The 21,397-nt window shown below is 43.2% G+C and carries 22 protein-coding genes and 7 tRNA genes; 17 read left to right on the forward strand and 12 right to left on the reverse strand.

Annotated elements, in window-relative coordinates; all coding sequences use genetic code 11:
- Window positions 1-49: 49 nt before the first annotated feature.
- Genes AB4585_RS00415 through AB4585_RS00425 form a run of 3 tightly spaced genes read right to left on the reverse strand, consistent with a single transcriptional unit; the run spans window position 50 to window position 1,800 of the window.
- The gene (locus AB4585_RS00415) at window positions 50-886 is read right to left on the reverse strand and encodes a CsgG/HfaB family protein (protein ID WP_102428681.1); all 837 of its coding nucleotides are present in this window, start codon (window positions 884-886) and stop codon (window positions 50-52) included.
- A gap of 16 nt (window positions 887-902) precedes the next feature.
- Window positions 903-1,313: a curli assembly protein CsgF gene (locus AB4585_RS00420; protein ID WP_372155729.1), complete on the reverse strand. Its 411-nt coding sequence runs from the start codon at window positions 1,311-1,313 to the stop codon at window positions 903-905.
- Window positions 1,314-1,323: 10 nt separating this feature from the next.
- Window positions 1,324-1,800 carry a curli production assembly/transport protein CsgE gene (locus AB4585_RS00425; RefSeq protein WP_017066860.1) on the reverse strand — a complete coding sequence of 159 codons (477 nt, stop codon included), beginning with the start codon at window positions 1,798-1,800 and terminating at the stop codon, window positions 1,324-1,326.
- Window positions 1,801-2,112: 312 nt separating this feature from the next.
- Between AB4585_RS00425 and AB4585_RS00430 the strand changes: the two genes are divergently transcribed.
- The 3 genes from AB4585_RS00430 (at window position 2,113) to AB4585_RS00440 (ending at window position 4,830) form a co-directional block, all read left to right on the forward strand.
- A complete protein-coding gene (locus AB4585_RS00430; protein ID WP_017064156.1) occupies window positions 2,113-2,724 on the forward strand; it encodes a hypothetical protein in 612 nt (203 codons plus the stop codon).
- A gap of 85 nt (window positions 2,725-2,809) precedes the next feature.
- On the forward strand, window positions 2,810-3,667 hold the full coding sequence (locus tag AB4585_RS00435; protein ID WP_136974804.1) for a curlin: 858 nt from the start codon (window positions 2,810-2,812) through the stop codon (window positions 3,665-3,667).
- A 494-nt stretch (window positions 3,668-4,161) separates the two neighbouring features.
- Window positions 4,162-4,830: a LuxR C-terminal-related transcriptional regulator gene (locus AB4585_RS00440; protein WP_136974805.1), complete on the forward strand. Its 669-nt coding sequence runs from the start codon at window positions 4,162-4,164 to the stop codon at window positions 4,828-4,830.
- A gap of 102 nt (window positions 4,831-4,932) precedes the next feature.
- On the opposite strand, the gene AB4585_RS00445 is transcribed toward AB4585_RS00440, so the two are convergent.
- Window positions 4,933-5,009 (reverse strand) — tRNA-Pro (locus AB4585_RS00445).
- Between the two features lie 255 nt (window positions 5,010-5,264).
- Between AB4585_RS00445 and AB4585_RS00450 the strand changes: the two genes are divergently transcribed.
- From AB4585_RS00450 to rluF, 3 genes are all read left to right on the forward strand, one after another.
- The gene (locus AB4585_RS00450) at window positions 5,265-5,405 is read left to right on the forward strand and encodes a DUF3149 domain-containing protein (protein WP_017062321.1); all 141 of its coding nucleotides are present in this window, start codon (window positions 5,265-5,267) and stop codon (window positions 5,403-5,405) included.
- Window positions 5,406-5,575: 170 nt separating this feature from the next.
- On the forward strand, window positions 5,576-6,157 hold the full coding sequence (gene smrA / locus AB4585_RS00455; protein ID WP_017062320.1) for a DNA endonuclease SmrA: 582 nt from the start codon (window positions 5,576-5,578) through the stop codon (window positions 6,155-6,157).
- Window positions 6,158-6,333: 176 nt separating this feature from the next.
- The gene (gene rluF / locus AB4585_RS00460; RefSeq protein ID WP_372169233.1) at window positions 6,334-7,428 is read left to right on the forward strand and encodes a 23S rRNA pseudouridine(2604) synthase RluF; all 1,095 of its coding nucleotides are present in this window, start codon (window positions 6,334-6,336) and stop codon (window positions 7,426-7,428) included.
- Window positions 7,429-7,555: 127 nt separating this feature from the next.
- Here rluF and ybaK read toward each other — a convergent pair whose 3' ends face one another.
- The 8 genes from ybaK to hemA form a co-directional block, all read right to left on the reverse strand.
- Window positions 7,556-8,029, reverse strand: a complete 474-nt coding sequence (gene ybaK, locus AB4585_RS00465; RefSeq protein ID WP_017076861.1) for a Cys-tRNA(Pro) deacylase — start codon at window positions 8,027-8,029, stop codon at window positions 7,556-7,558.
- A 104-nt stretch (window positions 8,030-8,133) separates the two neighbouring features.
- Window positions 8,134-9,795, reverse strand: coding sequence for a bifunctional UDP-sugar hydrolase/5'-nucleotidase UshA (gene ushA / locus AB4585_RS00470; protein ID WP_086971046.1), 1,662 nt, complete (start codon window positions 9,793-9,795; stop codon window positions 8,134-8,136).
- A gap of 458 nt (window positions 9,796-10,253) precedes the next feature.
- A complete protein-coding gene (gene kdsA / locus AB4585_RS00475; protein ID WP_017069619.1) occupies window positions 10,254-11,108 on the reverse strand; it encodes a 3-deoxy-8-phosphooctulonate synthase in 855 nt (284 codons plus the stop codon).
- 22 nt (window positions 11,109-11,130) lie between these two features.
- Complete coding sequence (locus AB4585_RS00480; RefSeq protein ID WP_017064164.1) at window positions 11,131-11,940, reverse strand: SirB1 family protein; 810 nt, start codon at window positions 11,938-11,940, stop codon at window positions 11,131-11,133.
- Between the two features lie 27 nt (window positions 11,941-11,967).
- Window positions 11,968-12,351, reverse strand: coding sequence for a SirB2 family protein (locus AB4585_RS00485; protein ID WP_009848726.1), 384 nt, complete (start codon window positions 12,349-12,351; stop codon window positions 11,968-11,970).
- A 173-nt stretch (window positions 12,352-12,524) separates the two neighbouring features.
- Window positions 12,525-13,385: a peptide chain release factor N(5)-glutamine methyltransferase gene (gene prmC / locus AB4585_RS00490; RefSeq protein ID WP_017062314.1), complete on the reverse strand. Its 861-nt coding sequence runs from the start codon at window positions 13,383-13,385 to the stop codon at window positions 12,525-12,527.
- A 5-nt stretch (window positions 13,386-13,390) separates the two neighbouring features.
- Window positions 13,391-14,479 carry a peptide chain release factor 1 gene (prfA, locus tag AB4585_RS00495; RefSeq protein ID WP_017062313.1) on the reverse strand — a complete coding sequence of 363 codons (1,089 nt, stop codon included), beginning with the start codon at window positions 14,477-14,479 and terminating at the stop codon, window positions 13,391-13,393.
- A 28-nt stretch (window positions 14,480-14,507) separates the two neighbouring features.
- Window positions 14,508-15,767: a glutamyl-tRNA reductase gene (gene hemA, locus AB4585_RS00500; RefSeq protein WP_017062312.1), complete on the reverse strand. Its 1,260-nt coding sequence runs from the start codon at window positions 15,765-15,767 to the stop codon at window positions 14,508-14,510.
- Window positions 15,768-15,927: 160 nt separating this feature from the next.
- Between hemA and lolB the strand changes: the two genes are divergently transcribed.
- The 11 genes from lolB to AB4585_RS00555 all read left to right on the forward strand — a co-directional run bounded on the left by lolB (window position 15,928) and on the right by AB4585_RS00555 (window position 21,373).
- The gene (lolB, locus tag AB4585_RS00505) at window positions 15,928-16,575 is read left to right on the forward strand and encodes a lipoprotein insertase outer membrane protein LolB (RefSeq protein WP_029236526.1); all 648 of its coding nucleotides are present in this window, start codon (window positions 15,928-15,930) and stop codon (window positions 16,573-16,575) included.
- The gene (ispE, locus tag AB4585_RS00510; protein WP_017062310.1) at window positions 16,572-17,447 is read left to right on the forward strand and encodes a 4-(cytidine 5'-diphospho)-2-C-methyl-D-erythritol kinase; all 876 of its coding nucleotides are present in this window, start codon (window positions 16,572-16,574) and stop codon (window positions 17,445-17,447) included. Before lolB ends, ispE begins: the two co-directional genes overlap by 4 nt.
- A 27-nt stretch (window positions 17,448-17,474) precedes the next feature.
- Window positions 17,475-18,419, forward strand: a complete 945-nt coding sequence (locus AB4585_RS00515) for a ribose-phosphate pyrophosphokinase (protein ID WP_004739814.1) — start codon at window positions 17,475-17,477, stop codon at window positions 18,417-18,419.
- A gap of 223 nt (window positions 18,420-18,642) precedes the next feature.
- Window positions 18,643-19,233: an aminoacyl-tRNA hydrolase gene (gene pth, locus AB4585_RS00520; RefSeq protein ID WP_004739815.1), complete on the forward strand. Its 591-nt coding sequence runs from the start codon at window positions 18,643-18,645 to the stop codon at window positions 19,231-19,233.
- A gap of 10 nt (window positions 19,234-19,243) precedes the next feature.
- On the forward strand, window positions 19,244-20,335 hold the full coding sequence (gene ychF, locus AB4585_RS00525) for a redox-regulated ATPase YchF (RefSeq protein WP_010439159.1): 1,092 nt from the start codon (window positions 19,244-19,246) through the stop codon (window positions 20,333-20,335).
- Between the two features lie 280 nt (window positions 20,336-20,615).
- Window positions 20,616-20,692: transfer RNA gene (locus AB4585_RS00530), tRNA-Met, on the forward strand.
- A gap of 65 nt (window positions 20,693-20,757) precedes the next feature.
- Window positions 20,758-20,842, forward strand: a tRNA-Leu gene (locus tag AB4585_RS00535).
- Between the two features lie 28 nt (window positions 20,843-20,870).
- Window positions 20,871-20,945, forward strand: a tRNA-Gln gene (locus AB4585_RS00540).
- Between the two features lie 77 nt (window positions 20,946-21,022).
- Window positions 21,023-21,099: transfer RNA gene (locus AB4585_RS00545), tRNA-Met, on the forward strand.
- Window positions 21,100-21,171: 72 nt separating this feature from the next.
- Window positions 21,172-21,256: transfer RNA gene (locus AB4585_RS00550), tRNA-Leu, on the forward strand.
- Between the two features lie 42 nt (window positions 21,257-21,298).
- A tRNA-Gln gene (locus AB4585_RS00555) sits at window positions 21,299-21,373 on the forward strand.
- Window positions 21,374-21,397: the final 24 nt, after the last annotated feature.

A 21,397-nucleotide genomic window follows, 5' to 3' on the forward strand; every position in this document is an offset into this window, starting at 1 on the left:
GGAAAGGTCCGTTTTCCGCATAGCCCTATTTTGCTGCTTACTCGGTTGCTTACAATATGTCGGCGCTCTCTTCGGAATAACGAGCAATAATTGGATTTTGTAGTGCATTAGGATCGCCCGGCGACCACATTCCACGCTTCATGCCTTTTACAATAAGATGTATTACCGCAGCATCAATCGCTGACATCACAGCGATATTAACGGGTTCATTTTGGCTGTAGCCCATTTCAACTTCTAATAGTTCTTTGTAGTCAACAAACCTGAATGCGCCGAATCCTATCTCATGTGATGAAATGGTTTTTGTCGTAGTCACACTCAACAGAACTTGCCCTGTTCTTACATCAACGGCTCTTAAGTTAACTGTCACTTGATCGGTTCTATACTGCCCTGAGCCACCAATGCCAAGATACTTCGCACCAGCCCCACCTGTAACAATATTAGAGTCATAAGCAACAATACCGCCTTCAATAACGATATTCGCAGAGCTCAACGATGTTAAGTCGGCTCCGTGATTGTTCACTACCTTGTCTTTTTTCTGAGCAGCACGAATGATCTTACGTTCCGTCAACAAGTTCTGGAGCCCTTCACGCTCTAGAGGAACAAACCACTGGGAATCTATCAATGCCGTGGTCAGTAAAGACGTTCCACCCTGTGGTACCGCTGTCGAAAAGTTACTGTTTGGCTGAGGTTTATACTGTCCCGTTTGATCTCTAAAATCATAAACCGAAACAAGTATTTTACCGCGAGGCTGAGGTAATGAGATCAGGTCCGTATAAGTCGATCCTCTCGGCATCAACTTTGGCGTTTCAGAAGTCTCTGGAATTTGCATAGAGTAAGTGCACCCTCCCAACACAAAGGTCAAGAAGACGATAATGATCGATTTCATAACACAATCCTTGTGATTAGAGGTCGGGGTTTAATCCAGAGACACTGATTTCTGTCGATTCCCCAGTCTCTTTATCGACGATTTGAACGAATAAGGTCCCGGAGTCGTCAACAATATTGAGGAAAAAGTCATCTGTTTCTAACTGCCCTGTATTTCCGTTACCTACATCAGCAAGCAACTGGCTTATCAAACGAGACTCTAAACTAGACGCTAAACGATCTAAGGCTGATTCTTGCTCATCAAAGATATCCCTTGCACTTGGGTCTTCATAATCATTGATAGCATTAGCGTGATTAAAAAGGTGAGAACTGTTTAAAGCGTTTCCGCCAAAACTTGGATTTACGGGCGTATAAACTAATTCGCTTGAGTAAACCGAAGGCGAAACTATCAGCGCAATGAGCGCGGCCTTTCTGAAAAATATCGACATCCTTGGCTCCTTAAAATTCATCATGGTCTAGATCGTAAGTGTCCTGAAAGAGTCTCTCTGCTTGCCATCTGATAATGTAATTCCCTACAACTCGAGTGGCATCGGCAGCTCGTTCTTTCGCTTGTCTACGACCAGGGGACAACGCCGTACGGAAGATCGGTTTTCTAGAGTGTTGAACCTCTATGATGCTTCCTGATAACGCCGTTGGCCTTTCTTTTACCGTCAAATTTTCCTTAAGGTCGGGATAACTATCATTGAGCGATTGCGAGAAGAAAAAATAGAAATCCTCTCCCAACCGCGTAATGGTTCTGTCCACAATGATTCCATCGACTTCACTGAAGTCATTGAATTTTTCCTTAAGATTATTTGTCGAGTCCTCAAGTTTTTGTCCATTTTCTAAAGGAGCAGCATTTTCAAGACCATGACTCTTTTCTTCTGCATGAAGAGCAAAGGAAAGCAGAGTTATTGTAAGCAGCTTGATTTTCATATGTGCTCCCATTCAAAGTCTATTTACAAAATGAGAATGTGATTCGTTGAAACTGAATAAAGCGTAATTCATGCTTACAGTGGCATATATAAACTTTCGAATTAATTACTGAAGGGAATTGATTAACTAAGGTTGGTAGGATTCGGTCAAATACTAATTAAATTTCATATGAACAACCAAATATTTTCAACTTTAAGTTTATAGCTGTTCGTAAATTCAAGGCCTAGGATTTCGATAAGACAAGGTTCACTCATTCCCTACGCAGTTTATTTTCGTAGGGATCATAATCACGAACACTTTAAGGTAAAGATGATGGTAATTGGGAAAGCATCACTTATCAGCTTAACTTGTTTATATTTTTTATCAGGAGGTTTTAATAATGCTATCGCGTCAGATATAGAAGGGGATTTTTTACATAATGTTAATCAAGATATAGTCAATGATTATAATTATTTAGAAAGCTTCTCTTCTGGAGATTTAGATAATTATTCAGAATTAAATATATCTAATGCTACTGATTCAATAGCAATAATAAAGCAACGCAGTCCTGGTATTACCGCGAACAACAGAGCGAAGATAACGCAAAGCGGAAGTTCTAACTCCGCATACATTGGTCAAACAGGGCGCAATAATACCGCCTTAATAGACCAGAATGGTTCAAATAACGATGCCGCAATTGGGCAACTCGGAGTAAATTCTGAAGCGCTTATTTCCCAAGACGGGAATAACAATTTAGCAGTTATCGGACAAGCTAACTTCTCAAGACAGAGTAGTCAGCTGAGCATTGACCAAAAAGGCAATGGCAATACTGCTTATTTGGTTGGTTCTGGAAGAAGTAATTTAGGAATTTCTCAAGACGGCAACGACTTTGCTTTAGTGAAAGCGTCTAGCTCAATGAGAATTCACATCAATCAAGCCAATTAGCGCGCAGTATGGAAAGCTTGATTCACCGTTGCTTCTCGATGAAGTAACAACATAGTCGACATGGAAATGTATAAGGATACAACTTATGAAAGTTACACAAATTGGAATTATAGTCGGTGCTATTCTGGGCTTTAATGCAGCATACGCAGATAATTTACCTGCTCCTTTTCCAGCCTCTGAGCCAGCGTTGGGGACAATAGAAGGAACAACCGATCTTGGCATATCATCGACAGTAGCCGGTATTCAACCTTTAGCGATGGATAATACTGCCGTTTGGCAAATGGGTAGTGGCGATAATGCCAATGTCACCATTAACCAGAACACGTCTGGTGTTACTGATGGGCATGTTGCACTAGTTGACACACATGCTAGCTATAACTCTGACGTAGTGGTTCAACAAGATGGCAATCTCAATGAAGCTCACGTTAAGTTACGCTATGTAAACAACAACGCCTGGGTTGATCAAGATGGTGTTAGTAACCAAGCCCAAATTACAGTTCAACCTTATGGTCGAAGCAATGATTTACGAGTTACACAAGTGGGTAACGAGAACATCTCTGTCGTCAATGCTCTAGGTGGTGCTGACTACAATGAAGCTGATGTGAATGTCTCTGGTAACTCCAATACAACCTATACCGAGTTTAGTAACGCGAGTGTTGATAATAATGATGTAGACATCGATATCAGCGGCGATAATAACTATGTTCAAACGATAGTCAACACCGATGTTGGTGGTGGCGACGATAACTATGTCGATATCGATCTCGTGAGCAGTAGCGATAACCGAGTATTCACGTTACAAACAGGATCTCATTCAGATGCCATTGTTAGCTTAACAAACAGCAGTTCAAACCAATTTATGATTGAACAAACCTCTTATGATACTGCTCTCGTTTCAGGTAATGGCGCAAATGGTAATGTCGGTATAATTTATCAGAATTAATATGATAAAGAGTGCATATATTAAAACGGCGTTGATCGCCGTTTTATTTATTTCTTTCCATTTTAATGGATTTTCTTCTGATTTAAATTCAGTACAGTGCCTGATAAAAAATAAAAGTCTTATTCTGACCATAAATAACAGTGTGGCATCTTCATTAACGTTGAGTACGAACACCAACTCTAATTTCAACCAGAATACGAATAGTGGTATTACAACGTTGATTATTAATATAAATCAGTTTCCTGCCACTATAAAACTTCACCCAAACAAGGGGATCTGGAAAATTCATAAAGACTGTACAATCAATAAAATAAAACCATAAATCTCGGTAATTCCCTCTTTCTACTTAAGTATTATTTTACCTTCGACAATACTATTAAATTAATTTCATAAATTTGATGAATAATTAGCTTTAAAAATTAGCAAAATAACAATACGTGCTTTAAACTAAAACACCTAAATTTCAAGTAATGAGTTAAGAAAAGGAGTTCCACATGGCTAAGCTGGAGGCTTATAACGCCATTTTACTTGCGGAGAACAATTTACAATCGATACTACTAAAAGAGTCTATAGAACAGAAAGTTAACCTGAACATAAAACTCATATCACCGGAAAGGCTCAGTGCTAAATCCCTAAAAAACGATGACTTAGTTCTGATTATTATTGATTTCCCGACAATGAGTAAGCAATACATTGAGAAATACCAGGAGCTCAGAGATGACGTAGCAAGTGATGTCCATGAAGTGCTACTCAATACACCAGGCGATTTCCCGCACTCTGAAATGCTTAAATGGCAGTATCTTGTCGGCATTTTTTATACGTCGGACACCCTTGAAAAGCTCGTGGCCGGCTTTAACTGCATTTTGCAAGGCGAGATGTGGATGAGCAGAAAGCTGATCTATAAATACATCCGTTTTTATAGAGACAGACAATGCGCCAAAACCAGCCCTCATTACCTCAAGCTGACCAAACGCGAACAGCAGATCATCAAACTACTCGGTGATGGCGCATCTAACACGCAAATTGCGGACACACTCTATGTCAGTGAGAATACAGTTAAAGCACACCTTCACAATACATTCAAAAAGATCAAGGTGAAGAATCGCTTACAAGCTTTGATCTGGGTTAAGAACAACGTTGCGACAAATGAGTTTGTCCAATAGACCTAACTCTCTGCCCTCAACCATAAACAGTCAATGCAGTTAGAATGTAGAAATCCCAAATACAAAAAAGCCGTAGCATCTCTGCTACGGCTTTCTTTAATGTGGTCGGTGAAGAGGGATTCGAACCCCCGACCCTCTGGTCCCAAACCAGATGCGCTACCAAGCTGCGCTATTCACCGAGATATCTAACTGGCTCATTGCCTGTCGATGGAGCGTATAATACGGGTTCTGAATTTATCCGCAAGGGCTTTTTCTCATATTTATTGCGATTTTGAATCGTTCGAACAAAAGACATACAACAACGAGCATGATGTGACGAAAAACACACAGTTACCAACAAGTATTTAACTTATGAAACAGGATTGATCCAGATCAGTGAATTGATAATGCTTGTTAATACACTAAGCCATGTCATATAACTTTGAGGTATACACATGGACTTTTGGCTAGATCTCCTATTTGGTAATGCGGTGGGACTATCTTCAATGATAGTAATCTTCGGGGCTCTGGGTCTCATGATGTTTTATGGAGGCTTCTTCATATACAAAGTTATGACTGAAAAATCTCCTCACTAGAATCGCTCTGCCTAAATCATTTACTTTTAAGTATTCTTTTACTTTATAAGTAAATGTCAAAACGCTTTGCACCGGAGCAGACTTATTGTCTTCTCCGGTTTTTTCATTTTTAAACCTAACCTCAACTTAGGTATACTTACCCTATCCTTCTCCAACTTGAGATACACACTATGTCTCATGATGATGACTTAGATCTATTCCAAGAAATGATGGGCGATGTTAAACGTATCGACCATGACACCGCTGAACACCAGAAAGTACACCGAGTCACCGAATCTCACCTTGCTAAGCGTGAAGCCGCTATGTGGCTGTCTGACGACGAGAAAGACTACTTATCATTAGACTATTCGCCAATGATCAAGCCAGACGATGTTGTTGCTTATAAAAAAGACGGTGTACAAGAAGGCGTATACAAAAAGCTGCGCCTAGGAAAATACCCTATTCAAGCCAAGCTCGACCTTCATAGGAAAACACTGAAAGACGCACGTAACGAAGTGCTTTCATTTTTGCGTCAGTGTTTAAGAATGGATGTTCGTACCGTCATCATTGTTCATGGTAAGGGTGAGCGTTCGAATCCACCTGCAATGATGAAAAGCTACGTGGCAAATTGGCTAACACAAATCAACGACGTTCAATGTGTTCATTCTGCTCAGCAATTTCATGGTGGTACGGGCGCAGTCTACGTAATGCTCAGAAAGAGTAATGAGAAAAAGCTAGAGAACAGAGAGCGCCATCAAAAACGCACCAGTTAATAGGTTGAGATAGATAAATGGACTAGTAACGATTTTGCATCAAGATCGATATTTCGTGCCTAGACTCACACCAAGTGCTAAAATTACCTCAGTTAACGAATTTCAACTCAAAGCAACTATCCAAAGGTTGCTTTTTGTTTATCTACATTTCCGTTGTGAAACGCTAAGAGAATATCATGTCACAAGAATCCCAAGCTAAACGCCTTAATAAATACATCAGTGAAACTGGTTTTTGCTCACGCCGCGAAGCCGATAAACTGATTGATGCAGGCCGAGTTACTATTAACGGTAAGATCCCTGAAATGGGTACTAAAGTCTTGCCAGGTGATGATGTTGAGATCGACAATAAGCCTGTTCGCTCAAAAGAGAAGCCGATTTACATTGCTCTCAATAAACCAACAGGTATCACCTGTACGACTGAGCGTGATATTCCTGGCAACATCGTCGACTTTATTGGCCACCACAAGCGCATTTTCCCGATTGGTCGTCTAGATAAGCCTTCTGATGGCCTTATCTTCCTAACCAACGATGGCGACATCGTAAACAAGATCCTACGTGCAGGTAACAACCACGAGAAAGAATACGTGGTGCGTGTAGATAAGCCGATTACGACGGAATTCTTGAAGCAAATGGGCGCTGGCGTTCACATTCTCGATACAGTCACTTTGCCATGTAAAGTAGAGAAAGAGACCAAATTCTCATTCCGAATTACGCTAACACAAGGCCTTAACCGCCAAATTCGCCGTATGTGTGAAGCGCTCGGTTATGAAGTTTTTAAACTGCGTCGTGTTCGTATTATGAATATCTCACTAGACGGTATTCCTAACGGCAAATGGCGCTACCTGAGCGACGAAGAGATCACTGAAATTTTAGCGATGTGTGAAGGCTCAGTAAGTACGGAAGATGCGTCAAAAATGAACGCGAAAGGTCAACGCATTCGCAAAGCGACTGACGCGAAACTTTTTGATAGCCGTGAAGAGAACCAAGCTTCAACAGCGCGCCGTAATCAAAACGAGAACCGTACACGCACTTACCGCGGTAACAATGCGGATGAATTCCGTCATGCACCTAACTCAAAGCGTGGCCGCAATTCATCGAATGGTGAAAGCGGTGGTAACACCGAGAACTGGAAATCGAACTCTCGTTCAGAGCGTTCTAATTCAGATAGAAACCGTTCGGATCGCAATCGCACAGATCGCAACAATAACGATCGTCGAAGCGGTAAGCCTGCACCGAAGCGTGTTGGTGGTACTTTAGGTCTGAAGAAGTAGTCATAATTCGTCCTCAATGTACAAGCACATTTCAGGATAGACACTCAATATAAAAGCGCCCGCTAGGTTAATCTAGCGGGCGTTTTTGTTTGTCATTCGGTAGTTGTATCATCATGACGACGGCAATCTATAAACATAGATCAGCAAACTGACCGCGAGTCAGTAGCGCTAAGTCTTTCGGGTCGAGCTCAATTTCTAGCCCGCGCTTCCCTGCACTCACGCATATCGTTTCAAAATCGGTAGCGCTGGAATGAACAAAGGTAGGCAAGGCTTTTTTCTGACCAAGAGGGCTGATCCCACCCACCACATAACCCGTGGTTTTCTGAGCAATATCAGGGTTCGCCATCTCTGCTTTTTTGCCTTTCGCTGCTTTAGCGGCAAGCTTTAGATTTAGCTTCTGGTCGACAGGAATAACGGCAACCGCCAAATCTTTCGCCACACCATTCAAGCAGAACAACAGCGTTTTGAATACACGTTTGGGATCTTGACCAAGCGCTTCAACGGCTTCTAAACCATAGTTCGTATTATTCGCATCATGATGATACTGGTGCACACTATGAGCGATTTTCTTTTTCTTGGCGAGATTGATTGCAGGGGTCATAACAAATCCAAACGATAGATAAACAAAAAGCGACGCCGAGGCGTCGCTTTAGTTAAATTTATCATGGTGCTAGAGTCAATCTAATTTAGCACCTATTGATACAATTACTTGTAAACCATTTGGCCTGAAGGCGCGTACTTGTTCACGTCAACCGGGCTGTTTGCTTCTAGGTACTCTTTCAGTACTTCAGCATCAACAAAACCAGTATTTACGTAACCTGGGTGGTCAGACAGTTTAGGGTAACCGTCACCACCAGCAGCGTTAAAGCTTGGTACTGTGAAACGGTATGTTTCGTCTAGACGAAGCTGTTTGCCACCGATGAATACATTCGATACTTCACCGTTTGCTACTGTCATTGAGATACCAGCAAACTGAGCGTAAGCACCAGAATCGATTGGTTTAGTTGCCACTACATTTAGGTAATCTAGAACTTCTTTACCCGTCATGTCTGTGTAAGTCAGGATGTTTGCAAAAGGTTGTACTGTTAGCACGTCTTTGTAAGTGACATTACCGGCTTCAATTGAGTCACGAACGCCACCAGAGTTCATCACAGCAAAGTCTGCTTTTGCACGCTCCATGTGAGAAGTCGCAATTAAACGACCTAGGTTGGTCTGTTGGAAGCGAACGACGTTACGATCGCCTTCAAGCTTGCCATTTGTCTCTGCGATTTGAACTTCTAGCTGTGCTTGACCTTGCTCTTGGAAAGGACGTAGGAATTCAAGTAGCTCTGGGTCTTGTGCGATTTCATCTTGAATAAGAACACGTTGCTTCTTACCGTCAATCTTAACTTTCTTCTTAAGGTTAACTGGAATCAGGTCGTAGCTCACCATTTCTAGTTCGCCGTTACGGAATTCGTAATCAGCACGACCTACGTACTTGCCCCACTCATGAGCTTGAACGATGTAAGTACCATTCTGTACGTCAGGCTTACACTCATCACCCGGCTTGAAGTTTTTCTTCGCAACGTTAGGGCCTTCCATACATACAGGCTCTTGAGAGTGACCACCAACGATCATGTCTAGATCGCCTTCGTTTAGGTAACGAGCAAGTGCGACGTCACCCGGAGCATTAACACCACGTTGACCGTTCTCGTAGTGACCCATATGAGTCACAGCAAAGATTAGATCAGGTTTTTCTGTTTCTTTAAGTTCAGCGATTAGCTTCTTCGCTTCTTCTTTAGGATCACGGAAGTCGATGCCTGCGATAAATTCAGGGTTACCAATCTTTTGAGTATCTTCAGTTGTTAAACCAATAACCGCAATCTTGATGCCTTGCTTTTCGAACATCTCGTAAGCTTGGAACTTACGTTCACCTGTCGCTTTATCGTAGATGTTTGCAGATAGCATTGGGAAATTAGCCCAGTCAATCTGCTTTTCTAGTACGTCTAAAGAGTTATCAAACTCGTGGTTACCCAATGCCATTGCATCGTAACCAATTTTGTTCATACCTTTAAAATCAGGTTCTGCGTCCTGAAGGTCTGACTCTGGAACACCCGTGTTGATGTCACCGCCAGATAGAAGCAACACGCTACCGCCTTCTGCTTCAACTTCTGAACGAAGTTGGTCAACTAGCGTTTTACGTGCAGACATGCCGTATTCGCCGTATTTATTCTGCCAGAAACGACCATGGTTATCGTTTGTGTGAAGAATCGTTAGCTTGTAAGTTTCGTCTTGGTTCCAATCATGAGCTGATTGAGACGCACACCCAGCTAGAGTAGCTAGGATTGCAGCACTTAGTGCTGTCTTTAGAATAAGGCGTTGCTTCATTGTCATACCTTTGAACTTTTTAGGGGAATCCACTGCTTTTTTATCACTCAAACTCAACAAATGCCCGCTAAGGAAACATCGTTATAAGTTAGTAAAACATGAAGTAGTTTAAATTAAGACGGTAAACCTAACAGGGTGATTTCATATTTATGTAGGATAGATCACCTTAATCTCCTATCGAGTGTGTAACAAAGCGGCAAAGTTGCATTTGAGCAAATAAGTGATCACAGGCAAACGTTTTCATAATTTTTTAGATTATTTGTGATTAGCTCAATTCAACATCCCCGAAAAGTGACCTTCGTTAAATTTATTCTATTTATCAGAGCTTTAATTGATATGCTATAACATACCCACTGGTAGGCTAACTGGTTTGAAAGTATCAACTTAACCGCAACTCGCTGACCGATTGGTACAAAAAAGCCGGCGTTTGCGCCGGCTGTTAATTATATGCAGTTCGATTATTTAATATCGATGTGCTCAAAGCCTTTGATAAGGTCATCAAGTGCTTTCATCTGCTTCAAGAACGGCTCTAGTTTGTCTAGAGGTAGCGCAGATGGGCCATCACAACGAGCTTGGTCTGGGTTTGGGTGAGCTTCAATGAACAGACCCGCAATACCCGTAGCAAGACCCGCTTTAGCAAGTTCAACCGTTTGCTCACGACGACCGCCAGATGCAGCACCTGATGGGTCACGCATTTGTAGAGAGTGCGTCACGTCGAAGATGATTGGGCTACCGTTTGAAGACTTCTTCATTACGCCAAAGCCAAGCATATCCACAACAAGGTTATCGTAACCCATGCAAGCGCCACGCTCACAAAGGATGATGTTGTCATTACCGCACTCAGCGAACTTATCAACGATGTTGCCAACTTGATTCGGGCTCATGAACTGAGGCTTCTTCACGTTGATTACTGCGCCAGTCTTAGCCATTGCTTCAACAAGATCAGTTTGACGAGCTAGGAATGCAGGTAGTTGGATTACATCAACCACATCCGCAACAGGCTGAGCTTGAGCTTCTGTGTGGATATCAGTAATGATCTTCACGCCGAAAGTATCTTTCAGCTCTTGGAAGATTTTGAGACCTTCTTCCATTCCTGGACCACGGTATGAATGAACTGAGCTGCGGTTCGCTTTATCAAAAGACGCCTTAAATACGTAAGGGATGCCCAGCTTCTCGGTTACTTTTACATAGTGCTCACAGATCTGCATAGCAAGATCGCGAGATTCAAGAACGTTCATGCCTGCAAATAGCGTAAATGGCTTGTCGTTAGCAATTGGCATATCGCCAATATGAACTGTTTTCTGTTCCATCATATTCTCTCTAAATAATTATTAATTAGTGAACGACCACTGTCTTTTCGTTCATGACGTTCACTTGAGATTTCAGTAACTCAGATGCCGGGTCATCTGGGCATTGGTCGATAAAGTATTGATAATCGGTTGCGGCTACTTGGTGACAGTCTAGCTGCTGATAGATAAAACCGCGGTCACGGATTTCATATGGGTCATCAGGTACAAACGTCAAAGCAAGGTCAGTACACTTCAATGCAAGTGTATAACGCTCTTCTCGCAGCAGTGCACTCTTGAGCAGGGCTAACCACTTACCAATAATTGTTGGGTGGTCGGCGACTTCTAAGTGCTCAGGTTTCACCTTAGCTAATGGGCCATCATGGCCAATTAACCATGCTCGCAGCGTTTGTTCGCCAACATACTCACCGTTATAAGGGTTAATATAGGCTGCAGCTTGCCCGTACCAACTTACTTTAAGTAAGAATTGAGTCGGGAAAGAGACGCCCTCTACAGGAAAGCCTAGCTTGCGACCTAGAAAAAGAAAGATCGCCCCCAGACTCACTGGAATGCCTTTCTTTCTCTCAAGCACTTTATCGATGAACGCGTTTTCCGAAGAGAAATACGCATCTTTATCGCCAGCAAAACCCCATTCATAAAAGAATAGTCGAATAAAAGATTCAAACTTCTGCTGTTCATCGGTTTCATTAACCAAAGCAAACTCGGCGTCTTTTAACAATCTCGCCAGCTCTTGCTCTGCCCAACTGTCTTGAGTTTCTGGGTTAATCGCTTTATTTAAGATCAATGCACCTTCAGCTAACTCTAGCTGGTCAAAGTCTTCATCAAAAAATTCGTACATAGATAGTTAACCGAAATAAGGAGATAATTAACCGAAAAATGTTGGTGTCTTGGTCATTGCGATTTTGCCTGCCATCGCTAACCAGCCTAGCGCACCAAAGAAAGAGAATACTCTCAGTAGCTTGTTTTTACCTAGCTTAAGCGCAAAGAAACCTAATGCGATGTAAGCCATAACACAAGTTAGTTTTTCGGTTAACCATGGTGCTGCTGGTGTAAATGGAATAAAGCCAGTGATGAAAATCAAACCAATACCCGATAGCAATAGCAACGAGTCATTGATATGAGGGAAACGCTGCAAGAAAGGATGCTTAAGCTTAGGTGAGTTAGCCATCATAAGAGCGAAACGAATCGAGAGAAGTAGCGCACTTATAGCAATCGTTAATAGGTGAAAATGTTTTAGACCTTCGTACATGGTATTCCTTTATATTTTTATATGTGCTTTCGTTAACACGAGCCTCACAATACCCGTTAATGCTCTGTATTTCTGCGTTAAATGCATTATCGGGTTAAATGTATTGTCGAGTTAAAGGTATCAATTTAGCAAGTTCATCATCCATTGCTCACAAGACGATTAACAATCACTAACTATGAACAGTAACGACCCAATGTCACTCGGTCATTACCACCGTAATCTTTCTCTGTGACAACATCGAGATAACCGAGCGCCTGCATAATCTCACGAACTGCCAAACCTTGGTCATAGCCGTGTTCAAATGCTAACCAACCTTCATTTTCCAAAAAGCCACGTGCGTTTTCAGAAATGTATCGAATATCTGCAAGCCCTTTCTCTTCAGCAACCAGTGCTGTGATCGGCTCAAAACGCACATCGCCTTGAGACAAATGAGGATCATTCTTCTCAATGTATGGCGGGTTAGAAACAATCAGAGAGAATTTCACAACGCCTTCAGAGCTCAAAGGCTCAAACCAACTACCATGCAAAAAAGTCGCATTGGTGATGTTGAGACGCTGTGCATTCTCTGTCGCAAGCTGCTGCGCTTCAGGGCGAAGATCAATACCCGTCACCTGTCGATTCGGCATCTCAGACGCCAATGCTAACGCGATAGCACCTGTACCTGTCCCTAAATCGAGAATCGCGCCTTGCTTGCCAAAGGTTTTATCCAACGCTACTTCAACCAAACGCTCGGTATCTGGGCGTGGGATTAATGTAGAAGGGGAAACTTTTAACGGCAGTGACCAAAACTCACGCTCACCGATAATGTAAGCCACAGGCTCACCGGTTAAGCGACGTTTTAGAAGGGCATTGAATTCAGACTCTTGCTCAGAGGTGAGATGCTTCTCAGGCCAAGTCAGTAGGTAAGATCTTGGTTTATCTAAGGCGTGACAAAGCAGTACCGCGGCATCAATAGAGGGTGATGTGTTATCACCCTCTTGAAGCTTTACGATTGCTGCTTTTAAAGCACTTTCAACCGTATATGCTGACTGCATACTGGTTAGTTGTTCTCTGCAAGTGCAGCAAGCTGATCGGCTTGGTGCTCTTGAAGTACAGGATCAAGCAAGCTTTGCATGTCACCTTCAAGTACTTCGTTAAGACGGTAAATTGTAAGGTTGATACGGTGATCCGAAACACGGCCTTGTGGGTAGTTGTACGTACGAATACGGTCACTACGGTCACCCGAACCTAGTAGGTTACGACGTGTATCAGAAACCGCTGCCGCGCGGCGCTCTTCTTCTGCTTGAACAATACGAGCAGCAAGAACAGCCATCGCTTTCGCTTTGTTTTTATGCTGAGAACGCTCGTCCTGACACTCTACTACTGTACCCGTTGGTAAGTGAGTAATACGGATTGCTGAATCCGTGGTGTTAACGTGCTGACCACCCGCGCCTGATGCACGGAAAGTATCAATTTTAAGGTCGCCCGCTTTGATTTCTGGAAGATCCGCTTCTGGGATCTCAGGCATAACCGCAACCGTACATGCTGACGTGTGAACACGGCCTTGAGATTCGGTTTCAGGTACACGTTGTACACGGTGACCGCCTGACTCAAACTTCATGGTGCCGTAAACAGCGTCGCCACTAACCTTAGCGATCATCTCTTTGTAGCCGCCTTGCTCAGAAGCATTGCTGCTCATGATTTCAACACGCCAACCTTTCTTCTCAGCAAACTTAGAGTACATACGGAACAGGTTGCCCGCGAAGATACCTGCTTCATCACCACCCGCACCTGCGCGGATTTCTAGGAAACAGTTACGCTCATCGTTTGGATCTTTTGGAATAAGAAGAATCTGTAGCTCATCAGTCAGACGCTCAATTGCTGCTTTCGCATCTTTGATTTCATCTTGAGCCATTTCACGCATTTCTGCGTCGTCTTCGTTTGCCATCTCTTCAGCAGCTTCTAGATCTTCTTTCGCTTGCTGGTATGACTGGAAGCAAGCTGTCACTTCTTCAAGTTGAGAGTATTCTTTCGAAAGTGCACGGAATTTGTCTTGATTCCCGATTACATCTGGATCACCAAGTAGATGTTGAACTTCTTCATAGCGTTCAACAAGTGTTTCAAGCTTTACTAGAATCGAGGCTTTCATAATGTCTTATCTTGTTGGAGGTCTAATATTATTGAGGGTTTTCTAAGCCCAAACTCTGTCTAATGACCATTAATTTTGCAGGTTCTCCTTGCTCAGCTGCACTTTGAAGTGCGCGCGTTGGAGCATGGATCAATTTGTTTGTGAGCTTATTGCTGAGCTCGAGTAAAACTTTTTCAGGGTCACCGCCAGCGGCAAGCGATTGTAAACTTTTACTTAATAATTCTTCGCGGATTTCGTTAGCCGATTTACGGTAATCTCGAATACTGTCTACCGCTTGTAAAGAGCGCATCCAACTCATGAACGCGGCACTTTCTTCACTGACGATCGCTTCAGCTTGAATCGCTTCAACTTTACGTTGTTCGATATTGCCATCAACAATCGACTGCAAATCATCAACCGAATAAAGGTAGGCATCATTTAGATCACCAACCTGCGATTCCACATCACGTGGAACGGCAATATCAACCAATAACATCGGCTGATGCTTTCTTGTTTTTAGAGCAGTCTCAACCATACCCTTACCGATAATAGGCAATGGACTTGCGGTTGAGCTAATTACGATGTCCGCTCGATGAAGATGATCAGGGATCTCATTCAAGCTGATCACTTCAGCACCAAATTCTTCTGCTAGCCCTAGAGCACGTTCTCGAGTTCGGTTCGCCACAATCATTTTTGTACAGCCATTCGCCGAAAGGTGCTTAGCCACCAGCTCAATGGTTTCACCCGCACCAACCAGTAACACGGTTGAATCTGCGATGGATTCAAAAATATGCTTGGCTAAGGTACAGGCTGCGTAAGCTACAGAAACCGCGCTTCCGCCGATTTCAGTTTCAGTTCGAACACGCTTCGCAACAGAAAATGATTTCTGGAATAGTTTTTCCATTGAAGCATCAACGGATTTGTTCTCTCGCGAGTCCGTATACGCTTGCTTCACCTGACCTAAGATCTGCGGTTCACCCAAGACTAAAGAGTCCAAACCACAAGCAACGCGCATTAAGTGTTTAATCGCCGCCTGCTCTTCATGGATATAAAGGCTTGGCTTTAGCTCTTCTGGGCTAACTTGATGGAAAACCGACAACCAATCGATGAGTTTGTTTTTAGCCACGCCTTTAACGTCGCAATACACTTCAGTTCGATTACAGGTAGAAAGTATGACACTTCCATTCACGTGTGCATTTGCGTTAAGTTGCTTGAGTGCCTCAGATAATTTATCTGGACCAAAAGCGACTTTTTCTCGCAATTCAACCGACGCTGTATTGTGATTGATACCTACGGCAAGCAAAGACATGTATCAGAAGTTCTCGATCAGGGAATGGAAACAAGGGGCGAATTTTACTTGATGCATGGCTCTATTTAAAGAGCAAGCGGGATTTGTTTTCCTGAGTTCGTGAATTCAATGCTATAGTTGAAGCGTTTTTTAGATAAATTTGAACAAGTTGTGAGCAAATATGAGCAAACTTCGTAGAATCACGTCTCTTATTTTTATGACCATAATTATGGTGGGTTGCTCGTCTATACCTGAACAACCGACCAGTGTTGAGTGGCAAAGTCATCAAGATCGGCTTTTACAGATAGAAAACTACCAAGCCTCGGGCAAGCTCGCCTACATTTCTCCAGAGCAGCGCCAAAGCCTAAACTTCATTTGGAAGCATTCACCAAATCACAGTCAATTAAGGCTCACGACATTCCTCGGTCAAACCGCATTGAACCTGACTATAGATCCGTCGGGGGCCAAAGTGGTGACCTATGACGACCAAGTATTTACTCACGCAAGTGCCTCTGTATTGGTTGAGCAACTGACAGGTTTGCAGATACCTATTGATCACCTGCCTCAATGGTTCCTTGGCATTCCAGACCAAGCTGACAGCTACCAGTTAAATACAACTAACACGCTTGAGTCTCTAACCAAACAAGTCAGCAGCCAGCTATGGACACTGAACTTCGCTAATTATCGAAATACTGAGATGCAGAGTAAACACCTCTCAGATGAAGACAACACTAATGTAGAAAGCATCCCCCTCCCTACTCGATTGTCATTCAAGCAAGACGATAACAAAATCAACATTGTAGTTTCGAAGTGGACACTGAAAAAATGATAACAACGCCAACCCATTGGCCCTCTCCGGCTAAACTGAATTTATTTCTCTATATCACTGGTCGACGTGACAATGGCTATCACGAACTTCAAACCTTATTTCAGTTTGTCGATTTTGGTGATGAACTGACGGTCACTGCAAATAAAAAAACAAGTGCGATCACAATAACCCCTGCAATTCCGGGCGTTGCTACAGAAGACAACCTTATTTGGAAAGCGGCTACTGCCCTTCAACAATACACATCGACCTCTTTCGGTGCGGATATTGAACTCAAGAAAGTGCTGCCTATGGGTGGTGGTATTGGTGGAGGCTCTTCAAACGCAGCAACCGTGTTGGTCGCCCTGAATTATTTATGGCAACTCAACCTCTCGGATGATCAGCTCGCTAAGATCGGTTTGAAGCTTGGTGCTGACGTTCCTGTCTTCGTTCGAGGCTACGCCGCCTTTGCTGAAGGCGTTGGAGAACAGCTACAGCCAGCTAATCCGGATGAAAAATGGTATCTTGTGGTTAAACCTCAAGTGAGCATAGCAACTGTAGACATATTCACACATTCAGAATTAACTCGAAACACGCCAAAGCGAGCGCTATCAACGCTTCTAGAGCAAGAATACGTAAACGATTGCGAAAAAATTGTGCGAATGCTGTACCCAGAGGTTGATAAGCAACTTTCATGGCTGCTACAATACGCGCCGTCGAGATTGACTGGCACAGGTTCGTGCGTTTTTGCTGAATTTAACAGCGAAAAAGAAGCCGAATTGGTGCGAGAACAACTGCCTGACACAGTTTCCGCTTTCATAGCGAAAGGAAGAAACATTTCTCCTTTAAAAGAAACTCTGGCTGAATACCAATCAGCCCACCCACAATCTATTTAAAACTGGACGCAACCCGAGGTTTCCACCGTGCCTGATATGAAGCTATTTGCTGGTAACGCAACACCTGAACTAGCCCAACGTATTGCTGATCGTCTATACATCTCTCTTGGCGATGCTACTGTAGACCGTTTTTCTGATGGCGAAGTCGCTGTTCAAATCAATGAAAACGTTCGTGGTAGCGATGTATTCCTGATTCAATCAACTTGTGCACCAACCAATGACAACCTTATGGAATTGGTGGTAATGATTGACGCAATGCGCCGTGCTTCTGCTGGCCGTATTACTGCTGTAATCCCTTACTTCGGTTATGCCCGTCAAGATCGTCGTGTACGTTCTGCTCGTGTGCCAATTACTGCAAAAGTTGTTGCAGATTTCCTTTCTAACGTTGGCGTTGACCGCGTTCTTACTATCGACCTACACGCAGAGCAAATCCAAGGCTTCTTCGATGTACCAGTTGATAACATCTTCGGTACTCCAGTTCTTCTAGAAGACATGGCTAACCGTGGCCTAGAAAACCCAGTTGTGGTTTCTCCAGACCTTGGTGGTGTTGTACGTGCTCGTGCAACGGCTAAAGCGCTAGGTGATGTTGACATCGCTATCGTTGATAAGCGTCGTCCACGTGCTAACGTTTCTGAAGTAATGAACCTAATCGGTGATGTTGAAGGCCGTGACTGTGTTATCGTTGATGACATGATCGATACGGGTGGCACACTATGTAAAGCAGCTGAAGCGCTAAAAGAGCGCGGTGCTAAGCGTGTATTCGCTTACGCAACTCACGCTGTTTTCTCTGGTACTGCTGCGAACAACATCAAGAACTCTGTTCTAGACCAAGTTATCGTAACGGATTCTATCTCTCTATCTCCAGAGATGGCTGCGACGGGTAAAGTGACAACACTTAGCCTTTCTCGCATGCTTGCTGAAGCGATTCGTCGTATCAGCAACGAAGAATCAATCTCAGCGATGTTCAACTAATCAAAGCCCAATAGCTTTTTTTACAAAAGCTTGGTTTTAGAAACACGCGAGAGAAAGATATTAAGCACTTCAGTCAATGAAGTGCTTTTTTTATGTCTGAGTAATATTGCACTGCTAGTTATCACAAACAGGAATAATCGCGCAGCTATCAGCTAGCTCGCACCTTTTTCATAAACTGTGATATCATACGGCGCTTTTTGAAATCCCAAGAGAGATCCATACCTTGAGCCAACAAATAAAACTTCTCGTTGGACTGGCTAATCCAGGTCCAGAATACGCCAAAACTCGCCACAACGCGGGCGCTTGGGTAGTTGAAGAATTAGCGCGTGTACATAACGTGACACTAAAGAACGAACCAAAGTTCTTTGGCCTAACGGGTCGTATCATGGTTCACGGTGAAGATCTTCGTTTGCTGATCCCAACGACTTTTATGAACTTGTCAGGCAAAGCAGTTGCAGCCTTAGCAAAGTTCTACCAAATTAAACCAGAAGAGATCATGGTCGCTCACGATGAGTTAGATCTGCCTCCTGGTATTGGAAAGTTTAAAAAAGGTGGTGGTCATGGCGGACATAATGGTCTGAAAGACATCATCAGCAAGCAGGGTAACAATAAAGAATTCTATCGTCTTAGATTAGGCATCGGCCATCCAGGACACAAAGATAAAGTTGCAGGTTATGTATTAGGCAAAGCTCCTCAAAAAGAGCAAGAGTGTATCGAGGCCGTCGTTGACGAATCGGTTCGCAGCCTAGACATCTTATTAAAAGATGGCCTACCAAAAGCACAAAATCGCTTACATACGTTCAAAGCAGAATAAGGTTTATATCATGGGTTTTAAATGTGGCATCGTTGGTCTACCAAACGTTGGTAAGTCAACTCTGTTTAACGCACTGACTAAAGCAGGCATCGAAGCAGCAAACTTTCCATTTTGTACGATCGAACCAAACACAGGTATCGTTCCGGTTCCAGATCTACGCTTAGATGCATTAGCAAAAATTGTTAATCCACAGAAGATCCTTCCAACGACAATGGAATTCGTAGATATCGCGGGCCTAGTTGCTGGCGCATCTAAAGGTGAAGGTCTTGGTAACAAATTCCTAGCTAACATCCGTGAAACTGACGCTATCGGTCACGTTGTTCGCTGCTTTGAAAATGAAAACATTGTTCACGTTGCTGGCAAAGTATCTCCAATTGAAGATATCGAAGTGATCAACCTAGAACTTGCACTGGCTGACTTAGACAGCTGTGAGCGTGCAATTCAACGTAACGCGAAGAAAGCGAAAGGCGGCGACAAAGACGCTAAATTCGAAATCACTGTACTAGAAAAGCTACTTCCAGTTCTAACTGAAGGTGGTATGGCACGTACTGTTGAACTTGGCAAAGAAGAAGCGGCAGCAATCGGCTACCTAAACTTCCTAACGCTTAAGCCAACAATGTACATCGCAAACGTTGCAGAAGATGGTTTTGAAAATAACCCATACCTAGACGCTGTTCGTGAATACGCAGAAAACGAAAACAACGTTGTTGTTGCTGTTTGTGCAGCAATCGAATCAGAGCTTTCTGAGCTTGATGACGAAGATCGCGAAGAGTTCCTTGCGGATATGGGTATCGAAGAACCAGGTCTTAACCGAGTGATCCGCTCTGGTTACGAACTACTGACTCTTCAGACTTACTTCACAGCTGGTGTTAAAGAAGTTCGTGCTTGGACAATCCCTGTAGGTGCAACTGCGCCACAAGCAGCGGGTAAGATCCACACAGACTTCGAGAAAGGTTTCATCCGTGCTGAAGTTGTTGGATTCGATCACTTCATCGAATTTAACGGTGAGAGCGGTGCGAAAGACGCAGGTAAATGGCGCCTTGAAGGTAAAGAATACATCGTTAAAGATGGTGACGTTGTTCACTTCCGCTTCAATGTATAATTCTGATTAAACATCTAGAAAAAAGGCCAGTGAATTCACTGGCCTTTTTGTTTTTCCCCTTTCTAAATTGTCTCTCACCAGAAACTTAACTTCCTATATATATCGCCTTTTAGACCTGTTTTTTGTCGACAAATACGCCTCTTTGCCTAAAAAGAAACCGAACAGATGTTTATTCGCGATTTATTCAAAAAAAAAGTTGACGGGTTTCACTCAACTCCGCATAATGCGCCCCGTTCACAGCGAAGCGGCAACGTTTCGAAATGAGCAACAATATGGAAATGGCTACTTAGCTCAGTTGGTTAGAGCACATCACTCATAATGATGGGGTCGCAGGTTCAAATCCCGCAGTAGCCACCATTTCCTAAGCACTCTATTTGATATTAAAGTTTGTCTTTAGTAACAAAGAGTTTTTAGGAAATAACGCGGTCGTGGCGGAATTGGTAGACGCACCAGATTTAGGTTCTGGCGCCGAGAGGTGTGAGAGTTCAAGTCTCTCCGACCGCACCATATTGAGATGTCTTTAAGATATCATTGTTGGGCTATCGCCAAGCGGTAAGGCACCGGCTTTTGATGCCGGCATTCCCTGGTTCGAATCCAGGTAGCCCAGCCACAATTTAAAGTGTAATTATCTTTAAAAAGATAATGGCATTGAAAGCAAGATTATATTATATTGTCTCGCTCTCAGATGGCTACTTAGCTCAGTTGGTTAGAGCACATCACTCATAATGATGGGGTCGCAGGTTCAAATCCCGCAGTAGCCACCATTCTTTCTTCGAGAAAGAAAAGACAACGTTATATTGAATCACCAATATTCAGTATGACTATAAAGATTTGCTGCGGTCGTGGCGGAATTGGTAGACGCACCAGATTTAGGTTCTGGCGCCGAGAGGTGTGAGAGTTCAAGTCTCTCCGACCGCACCATTATTTAGAATGTGTTTCTTTCATTAGATGACCATTCATTGTTGGGCTATCGCCAAGCGGTAAGGCACCGGCTTTTGATGCCGGCATTCCCTGGTTCGAATCCAGGTAGCCCAGCCACATTACAACGTTATATTGAATCAC

The organism is Vibrio sp. 10N.222.49.C9, assembly GCF_041474985.1.
In the GTDB taxonomy this organism is placed as follows: domain Bacteria; phylum Pseudomonadota; class Gammaproteobacteria; order Enterobacterales; family Vibrionaceae; genus Vibrio; species Vibrio crassostreae_C.

What these genes read in the sequence shown, in the direction of transcription:
- smrA (WP_017062320.1), top strand. Translation starts at nt 5,576, where the DNA reads ATGTCTCATGATGATGACTTAGATCTATTCCAAGAAATGATGGGCGAT.
- ispE (WP_017062310.1), top strand. Translation starts at nt 16,572, where the DNA reads ATGATAACAACGCCAACCCATTGGCCCTCTCCGGCTAAACTGAATTTA.
- AB4585_RS00450 (WP_017062321.1), top strand. Translation starts at nt 5,265, where the DNA reads ATGGACTTTTGGCTAGATCTCCTATTTGGTAATGCGGTGGGACTATCT.
- ushA (WP_086971046.1), bottom strand. Translation starts at nt 9,795, where the DNA reads ATGAAGCAACGCCTTATTCTAAAGACAGCACTAAGTGCTGCAATCCTA.
- AB4585_RS00420 (WP_372155729.1), bottom strand. Translation starts at nt 1,313, where the DNA reads ATGTCGATATTTTTCAGAAAGGCCGCGCTCATTGCGCTGATAGTTTCG.
- prmC (WP_017062314.1), bottom strand. Translation starts at nt 13,385, where the DNA reads ATGCAGTCAGCATATACGGTTGAAAGTGCTTTAAAAGCAGCAATCGTA.
- hemA (WP_017062312.1), bottom strand. Translation starts at nt 15,767, where the DNA reads ATGTCTTTGCTTGCCGTAGGTATCAATCACAATACAGCGTCGGTTGAA.
- prfA (WP_017062313.1), bottom strand. Translation starts at nt 14,479, where the DNA reads ATGAAAGCCTCGATTCTAGTAAAGCTTGAAACACTTGTTGAACGCTAT.
- kdsA (WP_017069619.1), bottom strand. Translation starts at nt 11,108, where the DNA reads ATGATGGAACAGAAAACAGTTCATATTGGCGATATGCCAATTGCTAAC.
- AB4585_RS00485 (WP_009848726.1), bottom strand. Translation starts at nt 12,351, where the DNA reads ATGTACGAAGGTCTAAAACATTTTCACCTATTAACGATTGCTATAAGT.
- ychF (WP_010439159.1), top strand. Translation starts at nt 19,244, where the DNA reads ATGGGTTTTAAATGTGGCATCGTTGGTCTACCAAACGTTGGTAAGTCA.
- AB4585_RS00430 (WP_017064156.1), top strand. Translation starts at nt 2,113, where the DNA reads ATGGTAATTGGGAAAGCATCACTTATCAGCTTAACTTGTTTATATTTT.
- rluF (WP_372169233.1), top strand. Translation starts at nt 6,334, where the DNA reads ATGTCACAAGAATCCCAAGCTAAACGCCTTAATAAATACATCAGTGAA.
- AB4585_RS00435 (WP_136974804.1), top strand. Translation starts at nt 2,810, where the DNA reads ATGAAAGTTACACAAATTGGAATTATAGTCGGTGCTATTCTGGGCTTT.
- ybaK (WP_017076861.1), bottom strand. Translation starts at nt 8,029, where the DNA reads ATGACCCCTGCAATCAATCTCGCCAAGAAAAAGAAAATCGCTCATAGT.
- AB4585_RS00480 (WP_017064164.1), bottom strand. Translation starts at nt 11,940, where the DNA reads ATGTACGAATTTTTTGATGAAGACTTTGACCAGCTAGAGTTAGCTGAA.
- lolB (WP_029236526.1), top strand. Translation starts at nt 15,928, where the DNA reads ATGAGCAAACTTCGTAGAATCACGTCTCTTATTTTTATGACCATAATT.
- AB4585_RS00415 (WP_102428681.1), bottom strand. Translation starts at nt 886, where the DNA reads ATGAAATCGATCATTATCGTCTTCTTGACCTTTGTGTTGGGAGGGTGC.
- AB4585_RS00440 (WP_136974805.1), top strand. Translation starts at nt 4,162, where the DNA reads ATGGCTAAGCTGGAGGCTTATAACGCCATTTTACTTGCGGAGAACAAT.
- AB4585_RS00425 (WP_017066860.1), bottom strand. Translation starts at nt 1,800, where the DNA reads ATGAAAATCAAGCTGCTTACAATAACTCTGCTTTCCTTTGCTCTTCAT.